Source organism: Stenotrophomonas sp. Pemsol, assembly GCF_003586545.1.
GTDB lineage: Bacteria > Pseudomonadota > Gammaproteobacteria > Xanthomonadales > Xanthomonadaceae > Stenotrophomonas > Stenotrophomonas sepilia.
Map to the genome: position 1 here is coordinate 1,869,885 of NZ_CP025780.1, position 15,390 is coordinate 1,885,274.

Annotated in this window: 14 protein-coding genes and 1 pseudogene; 7 read left to right on the forward strand and 8 right to left on the reverse strand. The window is 65.4% G+C overall.

What is annotated here, in order from left to right:
* The first annotated feature begins 19 nt into the window (after positions 1 to 19).
* Positions 20 to 1,054, forward strand: a complete 1,035-nt coding sequence (locus PEM_RS08710; protein WP_095377560.1) for a methionine synthase — start codon at positions 20 to 22, stop codon at positions 1,052 to 1,054.
* Here the strand turns inward: PEM_RS08710 and PEM_RS08715 are convergent.
* The 4 genes and pseudogenes from PEM_RS08715 to PEM_RS20585 all read right to left on the reverse strand — a co-directional run.
* Positions 1,011 to 1,580 (reverse strand): hypothetical protein, encoded by a 570-nt coding sequence (locus PEM_RS08715; RefSeq protein WP_162911586.1) that lies wholly within the window; start codon positions 1,578 to 1,580, stop codon positions 1,011 to 1,013. The genes PEM_RS08710 and PEM_RS08715 overlap by 44 nt on opposite strands.
* A gap of 145 nt (positions 1,581 to 1,725) precedes the next feature.
* Positions 1,726 to 2,529, reverse strand: a complete 804-nt coding sequence (locus tag PEM_RS08720; protein WP_069138688.1) for a trypsin-like serine protease — start codon at positions 2,527 to 2,529, stop codon at positions 1,726 to 1,728.
* Positions 2,530 to 2,702: 173 nt separating this feature from the next.
* On the reverse strand, positions 2,703 to 3,311 hold the full coding sequence (locus PEM_RS08725) for a hypothetical protein (protein WP_138951294.1): 609 nt from the start codon (positions 3,309 to 3,311) through the stop codon (positions 2,703 to 2,705).
* 165 nt (positions 3,312 to 3,476) lie between these two features.
* Positions 3,477 to 3,608, reverse strand: a pseudogene (locus tag PEM_RS20585) (PHB depolymerase esterase); the annotation flags it as partial.
* Between the two features lie 237 nt (positions 3,609 to 3,845).
* Here PEM_RS20585 and PEM_RS08735 point away from each other — a divergent pair.
* Positions 3,846 to 4,802: an NUDIX domain-containing protein gene (locus PEM_RS08735; RefSeq protein WP_205529641.1), complete on the forward strand. Its 957-nt coding sequence runs from the start codon at positions 3,846 to 3,848 to the stop codon at positions 4,800 to 4,802.
* 49 nt (positions 4,803 to 4,851) lie between these two features.
* Positions 4,852 to 6,696: a hypothetical protein gene (locus PEM_RS08740; protein ID WP_111128102.1), complete on the forward strand. Its 1,845-nt coding sequence runs from the start codon at positions 4,852 to 4,854 to the stop codon at positions 6,694 to 6,696.
* Positions 6,697 to 6,839: 143 nt separating this feature from the next.
* Here the strand turns inward: PEM_RS08740 and PEM_RS08745 are convergent, their stop codons facing one another.
* Entirely contained in the window at positions 6,840 to 8,414 is a 1,575-nt protein-coding gene (locus PEM_RS08745; RefSeq protein WP_111128104.1) for a CocE/NonD family hydrolase, read from the reverse strand.
* Positions 8,415 to 8,573: 159 nt separating this feature from the next.
* Here PEM_RS08745 and PEM_RS08750 point away from each other — a divergent pair, with 159 nt between their 5' ends.
* Positions 8,574 to 9,587 carry a DUF4034 domain-containing protein gene (locus PEM_RS08750; RefSeq protein WP_111128105.1) on the forward strand — a complete coding sequence of 338 codons (1,014 nt, stop codon included), beginning with the start codon at positions 8,574 to 8,576 and terminating at the stop codon, positions 9,585 to 9,587.
* A gap of 311 nt (positions 9,588 to 9,898) precedes the next feature.
* Positions 9,899 to 10,639 carry a DNA/RNA non-specific endonuclease gene (locus tag PEM_RS08755; RefSeq protein ID WP_111128107.1) on the forward strand — a complete coding sequence of 247 codons (741 nt, stop codon included), beginning with the start codon at positions 9,899 to 9,901 and terminating at the stop codon, positions 10,637 to 10,639.
* 18 nt (positions 10,640 to 10,657) lie between these two features.
* On the opposite strand, the gene PEM_RS08760 is transcribed toward PEM_RS08755, so the two are convergent.
* Complete coding sequence (locus tag PEM_RS08760) at positions 10,658 to 11,128, reverse strand: hypothetical protein (protein ID WP_240431605.1); 471 nt, start codon at positions 11,126 to 11,128, stop codon at positions 10,658 to 10,660.
* Between the two features lie 131 nt (positions 11,129 to 11,259).
* On the opposite strand from PEM_RS08760, the gene PEM_RS08765 reads away from it, so the two are divergent.
* Positions 11,260 to 11,955 carry an HAD family phosphatase gene (locus tag PEM_RS08765; RefSeq protein WP_111128108.1) on the forward strand — a complete coding sequence of 232 codons (696 nt, stop codon included), beginning with the start codon at positions 11,260 to 11,262 and terminating at the stop codon, positions 11,953 to 11,955.
* A gap of 7 nt (positions 11,956 to 11,962) precedes the next feature.
* On the opposite strand, the gene PEM_RS08770 is transcribed toward PEM_RS08765, so the two are convergent.
* Complete coding sequence (locus PEM_RS08770; protein WP_111128109.1) at positions 11,963 to 12,193, reverse strand: hypothetical protein; 231 nt, start codon at positions 12,191 to 12,193, stop codon at positions 11,963 to 11,965.
* Positions 12,190 to 12,615: a VOC family protein gene (locus tag PEM_RS08775; RefSeq protein WP_111128111.1), complete on the reverse strand. Its 426-nt coding sequence runs from the start codon at positions 12,613 to 12,615 to the stop codon at positions 12,190 to 12,192. Before PEM_RS08775 ends, PEM_RS08770 begins: the two co-directional genes overlap by 4 nt.
* Positions 12,616 to 12,801: 186 nt before the next feature.
* Between PEM_RS08775 and PEM_RS08780 the strand changes: the two genes are divergently transcribed.
* Positions 12,802 to 15,372: an aminotransferase class V-fold PLP-dependent enzyme gene (locus PEM_RS08780; RefSeq protein ID WP_240431606.1), complete on the forward strand. Its 2,571-nt coding sequence runs from the start codon at positions 12,802 to 12,804 to the stop codon at positions 15,370 to 15,372.
* The last annotated feature ends 18 nt before the right edge of the window (positions 15,373 to 15,390 follow it).

Genomic DNA, 15,390 nt, shown 5'->3' on the forward strand with positions numbered 1-15,390 from the left:
CCCCAGGACACACCACACGATGCCGACGAAGACGCTGCTCCCCACCTCCACCGCAGGCAGCCTGCCCAAACCCTCCTGGCTGGCAGAGCCCGAGAAGCTCTGGTCACCCTGGAAGCTGCAGGACGAAGGCCTGATCGAGGGCAAGCAGGACGCCCTGCGCCTGTCCCTGCAGGAACAGCAGCATGCCGGCATTGATATCGTCAGTGACGGCGAGCAGACCCGCCAGCACTTCGTCACCACCTTCATCGAGCATCTCAGCGGCGTCGACTTCGAGAAGCGCGAAACCGTGCGCATCCGCAACCGCTACGATGCCAGCGTGCCGACCGTGGTTGGCGCCGTGAGCCGCCCCAGACCGGTATTCGTCGAGGATGCGAAGTTCCTGCGCCGCCAGACCACGCAGCCGATCAAGTGGGCGCTGCCCGGCCCGATGACGATGATCGACACGCTGTACGACGCGCACTACAAGAGCCGCGAAAAGCTGGCCTGGGAGTTCGCGAAGATCCTCAACGAGGAAGCGAAGGAGCTGGAGGCCGCCGGCGTCGACATCATCCAGTTCGATGAGCCGGCCTTCAATGTGTTCTTCGACGAAGTGAATGATTGGGGCGTAGCCGCACTGGAGCGCGCGATCGAAGGGCTGAAGTGCGAGACGGCGGTACACATCTGCTACGGCTACGGCATCAAGGCCAACACCGACTGGAAGCAGACCCTGGGGTCGGAATGGCGCCAGTACGAGGAGTCGTTCCCGAAGCTGCAGACCTCCAGCCTCGACATCATCTCGCTGGAATGCCACAACTCCCATGTGCCGATCGACCTGATCGAGCTGGTGCGCGGCAAGAAGGTGATGGTCGGCGCCATCGACGTGGCCTCCAGCACGGTGGAAACCCCGGAGGACGTGGCCAACACCCTGCGCAGGGCGCTGCAGTTCGTGGACGCCGACAAGCTCTACCCGAGCACCAACTGCGGCATGGCGCCGCTGGCGCGCGATGTGGCCAGGGGCAAGCTGCGCGCGCTCAGCGCGGGGGCGAGGATCGTGCGCGAGGAACTCTCGGCATAAGCCTGGCCGGGGAGGCATTGCCGTTCGAATGCCGGCTTGACGGAGCCTGCCCGGGTATCGACCAGGCTCCACCTCGCCCCTGCAGCTCCGGCCGGGTCTTCATCGCGGGCTGTCGCGGCGCCAGTGCCTGTTTGATCCGTACCACCTCACCCGCCCCGGCCTCGGCCAGGCGGCGGGCCTGCTGCCGTTGTTCCCGCGAAAGTGCGGGCGACGGCGCAGCGCTTGTTTCCGGCGCCACGTCCACCAGGCGTGCCACCGCCTCGCGCAGCCGCAGCTGTGGGCAGAGCCGCGCGGCACACCAGCGCTCGGCGTAGCGCCTGGCCTGCCGCACATTCGTGGCGGCCACCACCTTGGTCTGGGACATCTTGCGTGCGTCCAGGTACACCCGGAACCCGAGCACGGCATGCGGCACGATGTTGGCCACGGAACGCCCGTTCCACCACAGGTCCCAACGCTCGCCGCTCTGCACCCAGCCGGAGGGCCGGGTGACCGTCATGAACTCTGGAAGATCGAAGGGAGAACTCATGCCGGGTAAGGATACGAGCGCCCGTCGCACCGGCTGAGATCCGCGCCGTGTGCTTGTTCTTGACCATGAATCGTTAAGGCGCGCTTCCTTCCGCTACGCCTGCTCCGCGCCGTCGCGCCAGGGGAACAAGAACTGAAGTTTCGCGTCACGCATCGATGATGCTTTCGATCCAATCGATGTAGCGGGACACGCGCACGTTGTAGACCACCTGCCCGTAGAAACCCGCCTCCAGCGCATGCTCGGGAACGGCGGTGATCCAGGAACCGAGGCCCACCAGCTGCCAGGCCCCATCTTTCCTGATCACCAGCGGGCCACCGCTATCGCCGTTGCCGAGCACGCCTTCAAGGGGAAGGCCCTGCGGAGGCGGATCGAAACGGTACCAGAGATAACGCGCGTTGCCGCCGGTGATCGCGTTGCAGGCCCGACGCAGGGTCGTCCGATGTGACCCGCCGGGTACCAGTCCAGTCGCTCCGTTGCCGGTGGCGCCCTTCCCTATCAGGGCGGCGACCTGCGTGACCTCGTCGGCGCCACGGTAGAGTGCGACCGGCGGAACATCGCTCACCGGTGCGGCAAGTTTGATCAATGCAATGTCATCGGACGCCGCCAGAAAGGCGTGGATTTTCGACGCACTCCCCGTTGCCATGGCTTCCTCGCCCAGCGCCTCGGGCATCCTGCGGTAGCCGGGATGCAGGAAGACACGCTCGACGCCGTAGCCCTTCCCATCGAGGGTGATGGTGGCGCCCATCCCCTCCATCGGTGCGGCATGCGCTGCGGTCAGCACCCAGCGCGGTGCGATCAGGACGCCGTGCCCCTCGCCTGGCATGTCCGCCAGTGCCGGGAACACCGATGCGTCGATCTGGTACCTGGCATCGTCAACGTCATCGCGGATGACCACGGCACCGGCAGCGAACGGGAGCGTGGCCAATGCCAGGAGAATCCAGCGGTTCATGATGACCTTCATCCTCGTCTTCGATCAGACCAGCCTAGCCGAACAGATCCAGCATGGGGATGTCGTACGACCAGACCCTGGCACGGGTCGATGAAGCGGCAGAATCGGGCCATGAAACCCACGATGCTGCACGAGCCGCCCTGCGCATCAACACAGGAGCGGCCCGGGAGCGGTCAGGATCGGATCGGACCGACGTCGCTGATGCCGCTGCGATCGCAGAGCTCAAGAACCTTGCCTGGCTCCTTCACTTCGCCGCATGACACCCAGTTCGGACGCAGCCCCAGCACATGCTCGACGCGATCATGGAACAGCTTCAGATCGGCCGTGCCCTGGCGTCCGTCCAGCGGAAGATCGTGACGGAAGCTGCTGTGAATGGCCGGGACAGCAGGGTTGGCCCAGTACGAAGCCTGATCGTCGGCACGCGTCTGCAGCGCAAACCGGGCCCGCGTACCACCGGCCTCTTCAGAAAGCGCAACGGTGTACCAGCTGACCGCCGTCATGTTGACGTTGTAGAACGTCGTCATGGTGCCCTGGTAGCCCATGCGGCGTTCGACATACCCATAGGTGCGCTTCGCCGCGATACCGGGCGCGCCAGCATCGAATTCCATCTTTCCGGGCGCCAGCAGGTTCAAGACCTCGATTGAAGCAGCCCTGACCTGGTCGATCGATTTCCCGGGATAGAAGCGGGATGCCGCCACCGCCTGCTCGGGCGTTTCCTTCTTCGGAAGCATCCCGCACCCACTGATGGACAACGCCAGCGCCAGAACAACAATAACTCTCACAGAACTACATCCTTATATGTGGGCGAGAAGTGCCCAATCGAGCGGGCACCATGCCCACCACTGCGCATTAGCGACCATCGGCAGTACTTCTTGAGCCCTCCGACCGCCCTGCGAGGCGGTTCGTGGGGCGGTGGCGTGCATGGTTCTGCGCAACTGACCTGCGCCTGCATCCGGCCCCTTGGGATCGGTGAACGGCAGGCCCGACTGACTGCCGCTCCATGCATGCCCCATCCCCTGCACCACATAGTGCTGCACCAGCGTCCTGCCACCGTAGGCATAGGTATCGACCGTGTAGGCGCACCTGTCCGTGGCAGGAAGAAGCTGCGTGGACTGCATGACCCGGAGGCAGGCGCCGGGAGTCGTTGACGCCCGGGCGGCCACGGGCTTGGCACCAATGCGGGGAAATCAACGCCCCCTGCCCTCCTGCTCCGTCGGTTCCACCGCATACATCATCGCTACCGCCGATTCTCCCTCGCCTCCCGCTCCTACAGTGGATCCACCGCGCCCGCCCCGCGCTTGATGGAGGACTGAATCATGCCCCAGGTCTATGCTGCGCTCTGGAACGGAACCCATTACCTGATCACCCGCAAGCGGGTCATCAACAACTGGTGGGCGTCCAATTCGGTGATGGTGCTGACTGCAGAAGCACTGGACGCTGCCCTGACAGTTGCCGCATCACCCGCATTGCCGCGGGACGAGGACTGGCAGCCTGCGCTTGCGTTGCTCCAGAGTGCCCAGGTCGCTGCCACATCCGCCGGCTACGCAGAGACGACCCAAGGCCAGAGCATCCTGGTGAATCTCAGCAATGCCGTCCAGGCGATGCAGGCGTCACCGCCGAATCCGGACCAGGTTGGATCTGCTGTCACCCACCTCACCCGCAGATTGTTCCGTCAATCCACGCTGCCAGAGCGCATCAGGAACCTGGCAAACACGTTGCCGGTGTTCTCGCCGGATTCATGGGGGCCCGCGCTGCTGACGGCACAGAACCTGGCCCGGGACACCCGCGCATGGGCGGCGCAGGTTCCCATGGTTGTCGTCAACCAGGCTGGGCAATGGACGCTCCCTGGCGGCCGCAGGCATGACAACGAGACCGAGGAAGATGCTGCCCGCCGGGAGTTCATGGAGGAAACCGGCATCTCCCTCGACACCGTCAACTTCCCGCGGGATCTGCTCAAGCCTGATCGACACTATGCATTGGTCCGCTTCAGGACGGTTGCCCGGGATCTGCAGAACATCGCTGATGCAGTCTGCGCCAACGTGCGGGCAAGGCCCAGTATGATGCGCCCGACCGCCAGTGAGGTGACCGATTGGGAAATCGATCATGCACAGCTGGTGGCGGCCGCCGATCTTGGCAACTACCTGGGCGCACGCGCGGCGGTCACGCCACCCAGCACGCAGGATTTCGCCACCATGCTGCAGCAGATGTCCAGGCCCTACAGCCAGTCGATTGACTGGTACGCCGCGATGGCCGCATCACTGTCTTCCAGCTGAGAGGGCCCTTCGCCCCCCTGCCCGCCCCTGCACCCCAGCGAGGCCCACCATGAAAGAGAGCACGCCCGAACGCGAGGCCCGGCGCCACATCAGCAAGCAGCTCACCGCGCAGATCAACAACGCGCAGGTGTATCCCGACGTCCGCTCGGTCGTGGTGAAGGCCCTGGCCGACATCAAGGACCAGCTGCGCAGCCTGTCCAGCAAGGTACGGCGGGATTACAGCCTGAAACCCGGTGAGCCGTTGATGTTCTTCTACGTAAAGGGCGGCAATGCGCTGGACGCACTGCTTGAACGCCCGGCAGACCCGCCGCCGACGCTGTTCGATTTCGGCAGGTCCGACTGGGACACGCAGGTGGTGATCAACCCCTGGATCCCGATCCCGGCACAGGACGCCCTGCACGGCGGTGTTGAAGACATCGTGATCGACGTGATGCAGGGTGCCGGCCTCAACATCGCGCTGGAGATCAGCGTCTTCCCACCCAACCAGAATCCGCTGGCCGGCCAGGTGGTGGATCTTGCATCGGTGGACATCCATGTGCCGCCCGGCCAGCAGTGCCTGGTGACATGTGACAACCCGCAGACGTTCCGGAAGGTGTACGAACGTGACCGCGCGGGCCTGCATCTGTTCACCAGCGAGCCATTGAAGGGCATCGGCACGTCCGCGCCGGTAACAAGCCCGTCCGTGCTGCCCCCTCCGCAGCCACCGTTGCCGCAGCCCGTCCAGCCGCCGCCTGTCCCTCCGCCGCCACCCGGCATCATCCTCAACGACGGCATCAAACCGTTCGTGCTGTATCGCATGGGCTATACCTGGCACGCGCGATGGGTGAAGGATCCGAAGGCGCCTGCCGGCGATGACCCGGTGACGCCGCGGCCGATCCTGATGGAACTGATCGATGTCACCACGCCGCGCCGCGATACCGTGGAGGCCGTGACAGTGTGGTCGGACATCATCCGCAACCACCTGGTGATTGCCGAGGATGCCGGTTCTGAAGAGCGCTGGCGGCTGCCCCTGCCCAGCATGGAGTACCACCTGTGGGAAGGCCTGACCATGCTGTGCGAGATCGCTGCTTATCCCGGCTGGCCAGGCGCGGACAAACTGCAGAAACGTCGCCGCAACGTGCAGCGCATCCACGACTGGTACCGCGACCAGCAGGGCGACCTGGCGACGTTCGGCCGGGTGATCGATGGCATCTCGGCGGCGCCGGTGTTCGCCGATGACAGGGACTGCATGCAGCAGGTCGATGCCTGCATGCGTATGGTCAAGGCGCGCATGCAGGCGTCAGCCTCGGGATTCGATCACGGCGCGCTGTCGGGCACCCACGCGCAGCGTCTGGCGCACGGGCGGCAATGGGGCGTGCAACGGGTCGCAGCGCTGCTGCAACGCCTGGGTGCACCTGCCGCTTCGTGCGGCTGCAGCGACGATCTCGCCTTGATCGGGACACTGGCACAGAACCCGTACCTGGATGTCACCCAGGTGCCGATCTCCGGCGTCGACTGCGCGATGATCATCCGCACCGACCCTGCAACGCTGCGCAAGGCGACGGCGGCCAACTGCTTCCTTGCGCTTGCCCAGGATCTCGGCGCGCACATGACCATCGAGGATTCCCTGCACTCGACCTTACGTGCGACGGGTATCAGTTACGAGCGGACGCTGGTGATCTTCGATGCGCCGCATTCGCCGTCGGCGCGCGTGGCCAAGGCAATCCTGACGTTGACCACTGCAGGTCCGATCGATTGCCCATTCCACGACAGCCCCCATGGTTCCGGGCAGGCCATCGCACCGTTGCTGGACATGGACAACCAGCGCAAGGTGGCGGCCTCGATCATCCAGGGTTTCGTGCAACGGGCGAACCTGTCCAGGCAGCACGAAATGATCCGAGTGTTGCTGCCGTAGGGGGAGTGAGCCGCGCCACCCTGCCCTGCACCTGGATCGCATCAATCGCGCAAACTCCGCCGCAGCACGGGTGCGGAGCAACTGATCCACCGGGAAACGCCTTCGCCCGGCATGGCGTCGAGCGAAGGCCGTGTGGCTTTGAATCAATGCAGCGGCACCTTCAGCACCGAAGGCGCGTTGGCCGGCGAGCTGAAGGTCACCGCACCCCCCAGCTGGCTGATGCCCGCATAGCGCAGGTCCACGGTATCGACCACCAGGGTCAACCGGCTGCCGGTCGGGAGGTTCCAGCTGCTGGCTTCCAGGCGAAGATCGATGGTTCTCGGCTGGCCGGGCGTGGCACCGCGCAGGGTGTACGGCTTGTGGCTGATCAGCTGGCCGTTGCCCAGCATATCCTCGGCATACAGGTAGGCATACAGCGTGGTGTTGGCACGAGTGGGCGTCACCGTCAACCGCACTTCCGGTGCGCCATCCAGGCGGCGTGCACTCCAGTAGATCGGGCCTTGCCAGACGCCTGCGGCGTTGCGGCCAACGAACGGCACATAGGCGCCGGGCGGCAGGTTGAACATCTGCAGCGCGCCGGACGCCATCACCACGCCGGAGTTGGCGGCGGTCAGCAGGCCGCTGCCGATCCGGTAGTTCCAACCGGTGCCGCCACCGCTCTCGGCCAGCCCTCCGGTGGGCAGCAGAAACCCGGTCGGCGCGGTCAGCCCGTAGCTTACGGCGCCGGTAGAGGTGGCCTGCCAGTCCGGATAACGGCTCCAGCTGCCCTTCTGCGACTTCAACTGCACCGCCGGCTGGCGATCGATGCCATTGGCGACGCCTTTGAGGTAGTGGTCGAACCAGTCGCCCACCGTGGCATAGACCTCATTGGGAATGCCGAGCGCACCGAAGGCTTCGTTGAGGGCGTGGTCGCCATGGCGCAGCTGCAACTGCTTGGGTCCCTTCAGGCGGGTGAAGAAGTCGACCAGCTGGCCCGGCGGAAACAGGCTGTCGTTGAAGGCGTTGGCGAGGAATACCGCTGGTTGGTTGGCATTGATCTCATCAAGGCTGCTGGCCGGGCTGCGCTGTGCCGCCACCGGCAGCAGCGAGTCCACCGCCCCCTGGTAGTTGCCGACCAGCACATTGCCGTTGATGGTGGCCAGCTCCGCCCCGGGGCGGCCAGTGGCCAGGCCGGCTGCCACCAGCAGGGCAATACCTTGCGCGCTGGGCGTGTCATGGCTGTAGAGCGACGCCTGCAGGTCGGCCCAGCCGCTCAACGCGGCAACGGCCTTGATGCGCGGGTCGCGTGCCGCCGCCAGCAGGCTGGTGCCGGCCCCATAGGAGATGCCCGATACACCGATTCGTGAGGGGTCGGCACGGGTGTTGTCCAGCGCCCAGTCAATCAGTGCACTGACGTCCTCAACCGTGGCCGGCCCGGCGATGTCGATGCTGCCGCCCGACTCCCAGAAGCCGCGCGAGCTGTAGCTGATGACCACATAGCCGCGCTGCGCCAGCGACTGTGCCACGCCCACGTACTCCACGCTGGGCACTGCCCAGCTGCTGGGCATCACCAGCAGCGGATAGCGGCCACTGCCGGCCTCCTGGGGTTCGATGACGAAGGCCCCGAGGGGCGTGCCATCCCAGCTGGGGAGGGTGCGATGGGTGGTCTTGACCGTGGCTGCCAGGGCCGTGGGCGCCAGCCCGGTCAGCAGGATCAACAGCAGCAGAACCTTGCGCATCGTTGTCTCTCCCCGTCGGTGGTGGTGCAACGGGTCGGACCGTACCAGTGCGAATGGTGACTGGCACCTTGCGACGCAACATGCCGCAAAGCGCGCCTTGCTATGCTTCGAGGCACTGCGGGCCCTCCGCAGTCTCCCATCAAAGCAAGGACGCCCCCGATGCACAGGATGCTCGTTGCAGGCACGCTCTCCAGCGTTGCCTGCCTGTTCGCCCCTTCAGTGTTGGCAGAAGATGCCCCCGAACCCGCCAACGACTGCGCGGAGATTGCGCGGCTGATGGCCAACGACGACTTTGCGGCACTCGACGCGATGGCCGCGCGTTTCCGCAAGGGCGAGCTCAACGCCGCCGGCCAATCCCGGCTCGGCCGTTTCTACATCTGCATGTCGCGTGCAATCGGCACGTCGCGGCAGGACGTTCAAGCCTGGAACGACTGGTCTGCATGGGCGGCGCGCTGGGTTCAGCACGCGCCGAAGTCTGCGGCGGCCCACCTGATCACTGCACGGATTCCACTCAACCTGGCCTGGAGCTACCGCGGCAACGGATACGCCAACACCGTCAACGACGAAGACTGGGCACAGTTCCATGAGTACAACGCGGTTTCGCGGGCCTACCTGCAATCGCATGAGGATGTTGCTGGCGGCGACCCGTTCTGGCACGAGATGAACGTGCTGATCGCGCTGCGCGAAAGCGCGGATGACGACGAAATGCTGGCGCTCGTTGATCGCGCAGCGAAGGCCTTCCCCGACTACGAACCACTGCACCTCATTGCCATGGAGTACTTCACGCCGGCCTGGGGCGGCAGCGCGCAGAAGATGGAAGCCTTCGCGCGGCACTCGATGGCCAGCGCACCAAAGAAGAAGCGGGCCATGCGCTACGCACGGCTGTACTGGTCGGCCACCGAATATTCGCCCGATCACTTCCGCGCGGCGAAGCCCGATTGGCCGCTGATGCGCCAGGGACTGGACGAAATCGCCCAGCAGTACCCGACCATCGACAACCTGGAATCGATCGTCCGCTATGCCTGCCTGGCACGCGACGGCGACGCACTGGTCCGCTGGAATCGTTTGTGGTTGAGCCGCGCCGGTTTCGACGAGGCGGCCATTGCGCACTCGACCGAGCAAAGCAAGGCCGCATGCCTGGCGCCGGACGAAGAACAGGAAACATTCCTGTAGCGCCCGCCGCCGCAGGCCCAGGCGCGCAGCTGGCAGGCCTGCCAGGCGCCTAGCACGCGCGCGTGTCATCCACGCGCCGCGTGATCTGACATATCACCAGTGCTTGCGCATGATCACAGCTTCGCCCTTTCGTCATTGACCACAAGGCGCCAGCTTGTGACGCTTATGACACCGCAGGGCTGATGGCCCAACAACGCGGCCAGGTTCCACCGCAATCCGCAGCATCCGTCTCCGCAGCATCTCCGCATGTCCTCGCCCCGGCCAGGTCGTGACGGGCGGCTGCGCCCTGAATCTTCTGCTGGAGAATCGAAATGCGCCTTGCAGGCTTTGTCTTTGCTTTCGTACTCAGTGCTTTTGCCGGTGCTGCACAGGCCCAGGTGGTCACCCTCAACAAGGGCGGCTTCGTGCTGACCTACGACTGCAGCGTCCACAGCGCCACCCGCTACGAGTACACGCTTACTGCCGATACCGGTTCGGCCGCACGGCCGTCCAGCTTCTACAAGGACCCGGACCTGCCGGCCGGCTGCCTGGGCCAGACCAGCACCGCGTCCTACGCCAGCATCAGATCCGGCTATGACCGTGGCCATCTGGTCACGTCCAACCACATGGACTACGACGCGACCTACATCCGTCGCGCCAACTACATGACCAACATCGTGCCGCAGGTGTCCAGCTTCAACCAGGGCATCTGGGTGAAGGCCGAAAACGTGGCCGAGTGCTACCGCGACATCGCACCGGTGGACGTCTACGGTGGTGTGGTCTACGGCGACGCCGCCAACGATTACTTCCTGGCCAGCCATGGCATCCCGACCCCGGAGTTCTTCTGGAAGACGATCATCACCCGTGACCCGAACACCGGAACCGCCAAGGCGATCAGCTGGATCATTCCCAACGAGGCCAACCTGGGCAGCCTGGACAACTACCTGGTGACGATTGCCGATCTGGAGGAGCTGCTGGGCGCCAGCTATGTGGCGATCAACGCACCGGCCTCGCTGAAGAACATGCTGCCGGCCAGCACCTGGCCACAGCCTGCAGGGTGTGACCTGGGCTGAGCGGCGGGCAGAGGAACGTCACGATGCCTGCACGCGCAGCCATCGTGACGCCAGCACTCTGGCAACCAGGAACTGCACTGCGGCGCCGACGACGGTGGCAACGACAAGCCCGTGCCCTGTCGTTGGCGCCCCGCCGGACAGCATTCGCATCAGGTAGGCCATGCTGGCCAGGATGATCAGCAGCGTCGTGGCAAGCAGGATCAGCGACGCCACCATCCTGCGCGCCGTCGATGCGGGTTCTGGCGACGGCGCGCTGGCCCACAGGCCGGCAAACGTGGCCAGTGCGCAAGACCCCAGCAGGACCAGGCTGGCAATCTGCAACTGCGCGGCGCCGTCGGCGACGGGCATGATGAACTCGCCTGGCGAGAATCCCGCAGGCAGCAGCAACACCAGGACGGGGAGCAGGCAGCTGCCGGCCAGCGTCACCGCGCCGGCGATGCCGGCACTGATGAGGCGATGGTGCCGGGCCTGGGATCGCACTCGGTTCAAGGGGTATTCCCGTGCAGGCGCTGGGTGAGGTGGCCCGGCAGTCTAGCGTTCCTGTGGCCAGCGTGCCCTGCCCGTCCCGCTATGGGAAAATGGCGGGCGCTTCGCCCTTTTGGCTGTTCCCGGAGTAGTAGATGTCCCGTTTCCCCTTCGATGCCGTGCTGTTCGACTGCGACGGCGTACTGGTCGATTCCGAGCCGCTGGTGGCCCGCGTGCTCTCGGAAATGCTGACCGCACGCGGCTGGCCGCTGACCCCGGCGCAGGCCGGCGAGGTCTTCCTGGGCCAATCCGTGGCCCATCTGGCCGGGCTGATCGCAGAGCGCACCGGCAAGCCGTTCACCGAGCAGTGGCTGGAGGAATTCCGCCAGCAGCGCAATCGTGCGCTGGAGCAGGACCTTGAGGCGATCCAGGGGGCGCCCGAGGCCGTGCGTGCGATCGCCATAGCGACCGGTGGCCGCATTGCCTGCGCGTCCGGTGCCGACCTGTTCAAGGTGAAGCTGCAGCTGGACAAGGTCGGCATCCTCGATGCCTTCGGTGACCACGTCTACAGCGGCCAGGACATGCCGAACACCAAGCCGCACCCGGACGTCTACCTGGCGGCCGCTGCCGCGCTGGGTGTGGATCCGAAGCGCTGCGCGGTCATTGAAGACACCGTGACCGGCGCGACCGCCGGCGTCGCGGCGGGTGCAACCGTGTTTGGCTTCAGCGAGGGCGGCCCGCACCACAGCACGCCGGAGGCCCTGCGCGCTGCGGGTGCGAAGGTGATCTTCCAGCGCATGGACCAGCTGCCGGCATTGCTGGCGGCCTACGCCGCCGACGCTGCCGCCTGAGTCGGCCTCAGCCTGCGGCGTCCAGTGCGGCGCTGCGGCGCTTCCCGGCGTAATGCAGCACGAACAGGTACAGGCCAGTGAACAGCTGCAGGAACAATGGCGGCAGCGGCGAATAGGTGATCCACGCTGCCGGCTCGCCCTGTCCCAGCCCGCGAGCGGCGAAATTGGCGATCACCGCCAGGGTGAAGACGATCGAGGTCCAGCGATGCACGGGCCGCGCCCAGCCACCCCGGCTCATTGACGGCGCCTCGCTTCAGAGCGGGCTTCGATCATCTTCCAGCCATTGCCGGACGGGTCACGGAATCCGGCATCGACGGCGCCGTAGCGTTCGACCGGCTCCTGGGTGAACTCGACGCCCCGTGCCAGCCATTGCGTATAGCGCGCCCGACAGTCATCGACGGCCAGCACCAGCGGCGGCATTGCGCCTTTCGCCACCAGCTGCTGCAGTGCCTGCGCGGTGGCCGCATCGTGGGTGGGCGGGCCCGGAACGAACAGCCCCAGCTGGAATCCGTCCTGGCCGGGGCTGCGTACCGTCAGCCAACGGTAGCTGCCATTGCGCACATCGGTGTGCACTTCGAAACCGAGCATGCCGACGTAGAACGCGAGCGCTTCATCCTGGTCGCGTACGTACAGACCGACCGTGTTTACCGTATCCGACATGCAACACCTCCTCTCAAGTGCCTCTACCTTACGCCCCCACGGCCCGCACCCGCTTCTCCAAAACTGCGCCAGTGGCCGGGACGGTGAGCGTGAAGAAGTCAGGGGTTAGTGACCCGCGCGGGGAGGATGAATACGCAACTCGACGACGGTGGATAATCCGCTCGAATATTAAGTCGACTTAATGTGATGCGAATCACGCACGCGCATGAGGACGCATGCGATAACCGCGCCAGCCCGGTCCATCGACACCATCACGCCGCCAGGGAGCGCACCATGCAGGACGTAGCGCAAGGCCAATGCAAAGTTGTGTCCGACAGCCGCTGGTCACTCAGTACCTTCATGGAATTCTATGAACGGGTATTGAGTCCTCGCATTTTCCACCCTTACGGGAAGCTGCTGGCCAGGGAAATCGCCAGTGACATCGATGGCGGATTCGTGGTCAGGGACGTGCTGGAAGTGGCGTGCGGCACCGGGGTGATCACCGCCAGCCTGTATGAGGATCTTGCGCGGCCACGGGGCTTGCGACTGGTGGCCAGCGATCTCTCGCAGATTGCGGTGGACATGGCCCGGCGCGTCCTGAGCCCGGAGCTCCAACAGCACGTTCCGCTGTTGGCCGACGTGGACATGGCAGAGCTTCCGTTCGAGGACAACAGCTTCGATGTGATTGTCTGTGGCTTCGGCCTGATGTTCCCGCCGGACAAGGCGCGCGTGGCCAGGGAGTTCCGCCGCGTGCTGCGGCCGGGCGGGCGTGTCTATGCCACGATGTTCCACTACAACCAGCTCTTCGAACTCACCCGCCAGCAATCGCAGCTGCATTTCGGCATGCCCTCGCGGCTGATGGACGCGGCGCTGAGCCTGACTGACCCGTCCCCGGTCACCCGGGCGTTTGCAGTCGAAGGCCTGTCCAGGCCCAACGATCTGCCTGCCGGGCTGTATCCCCTGTCGTTTTCGCTTGACGCGGCCGGTGCGCGCGAGTTCCTGTTCAACGCCTGCATCCTGCTCGAAGAGTTCAACCAGTGCGACACCCGCACCCGCGAGCACTACCTGGACCTGATGCTGGCGCAGTTCAGCAAGGACGTGCCCGACCAGCGCTACCGGGTGGAGGCCTGGCTGCTGCGAGGCCAGGCTGATCCCGCCCATGCGGGCATGACGCTGGACATCGCGCCGCCCGACTTCTCGCCACTGGTCGGCTGCCAGCAGCTGACCCATCGCGCGTCCGGCGCGGACGCCGAGCGCGCAATCCCTGCGCACGAGGTGCAGGGGCTCGCTGCATTCACCGCTGCCAGGGCGCAGTTCCTGGCCGAGCATCCGGGATTCCCCGACGCATCGGTAGAGAAAATGCGCAACGAGGAGTACGCACGGCTGGACGAGCAGTCCGTAACGTACCTGGATCATGTGGGCGGTACCCTGCCACCCGAAAGCCTGCTCGAACAGGACCTGCAGGCGTTGAAACACGCGATCCTGGGCAATCCGCACAGCGGATCGAAGGCCTCGCAGACCGCCTACCAGCAGGCACGGGACGCGATCTACGCCTTTTTCGGCTGTTCGCCGGACGAGTACGAGGTGATATTCACTGCCAACGCCAGCAGCGCGATCCGGCTGGTGGCGGAATCGTTTCCCTTCCAGCCGGGCACGCAGCTGCTGCTGACCAAGGACAATCACACATCGGTGCATGGCCTGCGCGAATACGCCAGGGCCAAGGGCGCCTCGCTGAAGTACATCCCTCTGGACGAAGACCTTCTGCTGCACGAGGACCTGATGTGGCGTGCGCTGCGGCGGTTGGGCGACGGCGCCCCGCACCTGCTGGCTTTTCCCGCCCAGTCCAACGCGACCGGCGCCCGGCATGACCTCGCCTGGATTGCCCGCGCACAGGCGCATGGTGCGATGGTGCTGTGCGATGCGGCCGCCCTGCTCCCGCAGGCGCAGCTGGATTGCGGCACCCTTCAACCGGACTTTGTGGTGGCCTCGTTCTACAAGATCTTTGGCTACCCCACCGGCGCGGGCTGCCTGCTTGCCCGCCGCTCGTCACTGCAACTGCTCAGGCCACCGTCCTTTGCCGGTGGTGGTGTCTGCTACTACTCCGGTCCCTGGTCGCCGACCGAGCGGCTGCTGTATCGCGACGCCGGGCAACGCTTCGAGATCGGAACACCCAATTACGCCGCGTTCCCGGCGATCACCCGAGGTTTTGCCTTCGTGGCGCGGATGGGCGGCGTCGAGGCCCTGGCGCTGCGTTCCGGTGCACTGGCCCGGTGGATCGAGATGCGCCTTACCGCGCTTCGCCATACCGTGCGCGGCGACATACCGCTTTGCTGCGTGTACGGCCCGCCGGCACAACGCAAGGGAGCAACGGTGATGCTCAACTTCTTCGACTGCTATGGCTCGATCATGCCGCATGCCCGCATCAAGCACCTGGCCGACCGCTTCGGCATCACCCTGCGCAATGGATGCTTCTGCAACCTTGGCGCCGTCCAGCAGGCGACCTACGCGACCGCGGGTGCCGAGCACTGCGAACTGGACAAGACCGGGAAAATCCTCGACTGCACTGCCTTCGACGAGAAAATCCTGGACAAGGGAGACTGCGGCGCAGTCAGGATTTCATTTGGGCTCGGCTCGAATTTCGCCGACGCCTACCGCTTCCTGGTGTTCGCGACCTGCCTGCTGGATACCGACGTTTCAGGTCTTGAAAGTGTGATCGCCGGGAACGCCACTGCGGCCGATGCAGGCAGTTCCCGTGGCGCTCCTGCCGTGCCGGCCTGACCCCCTGCGGCGAGCGCC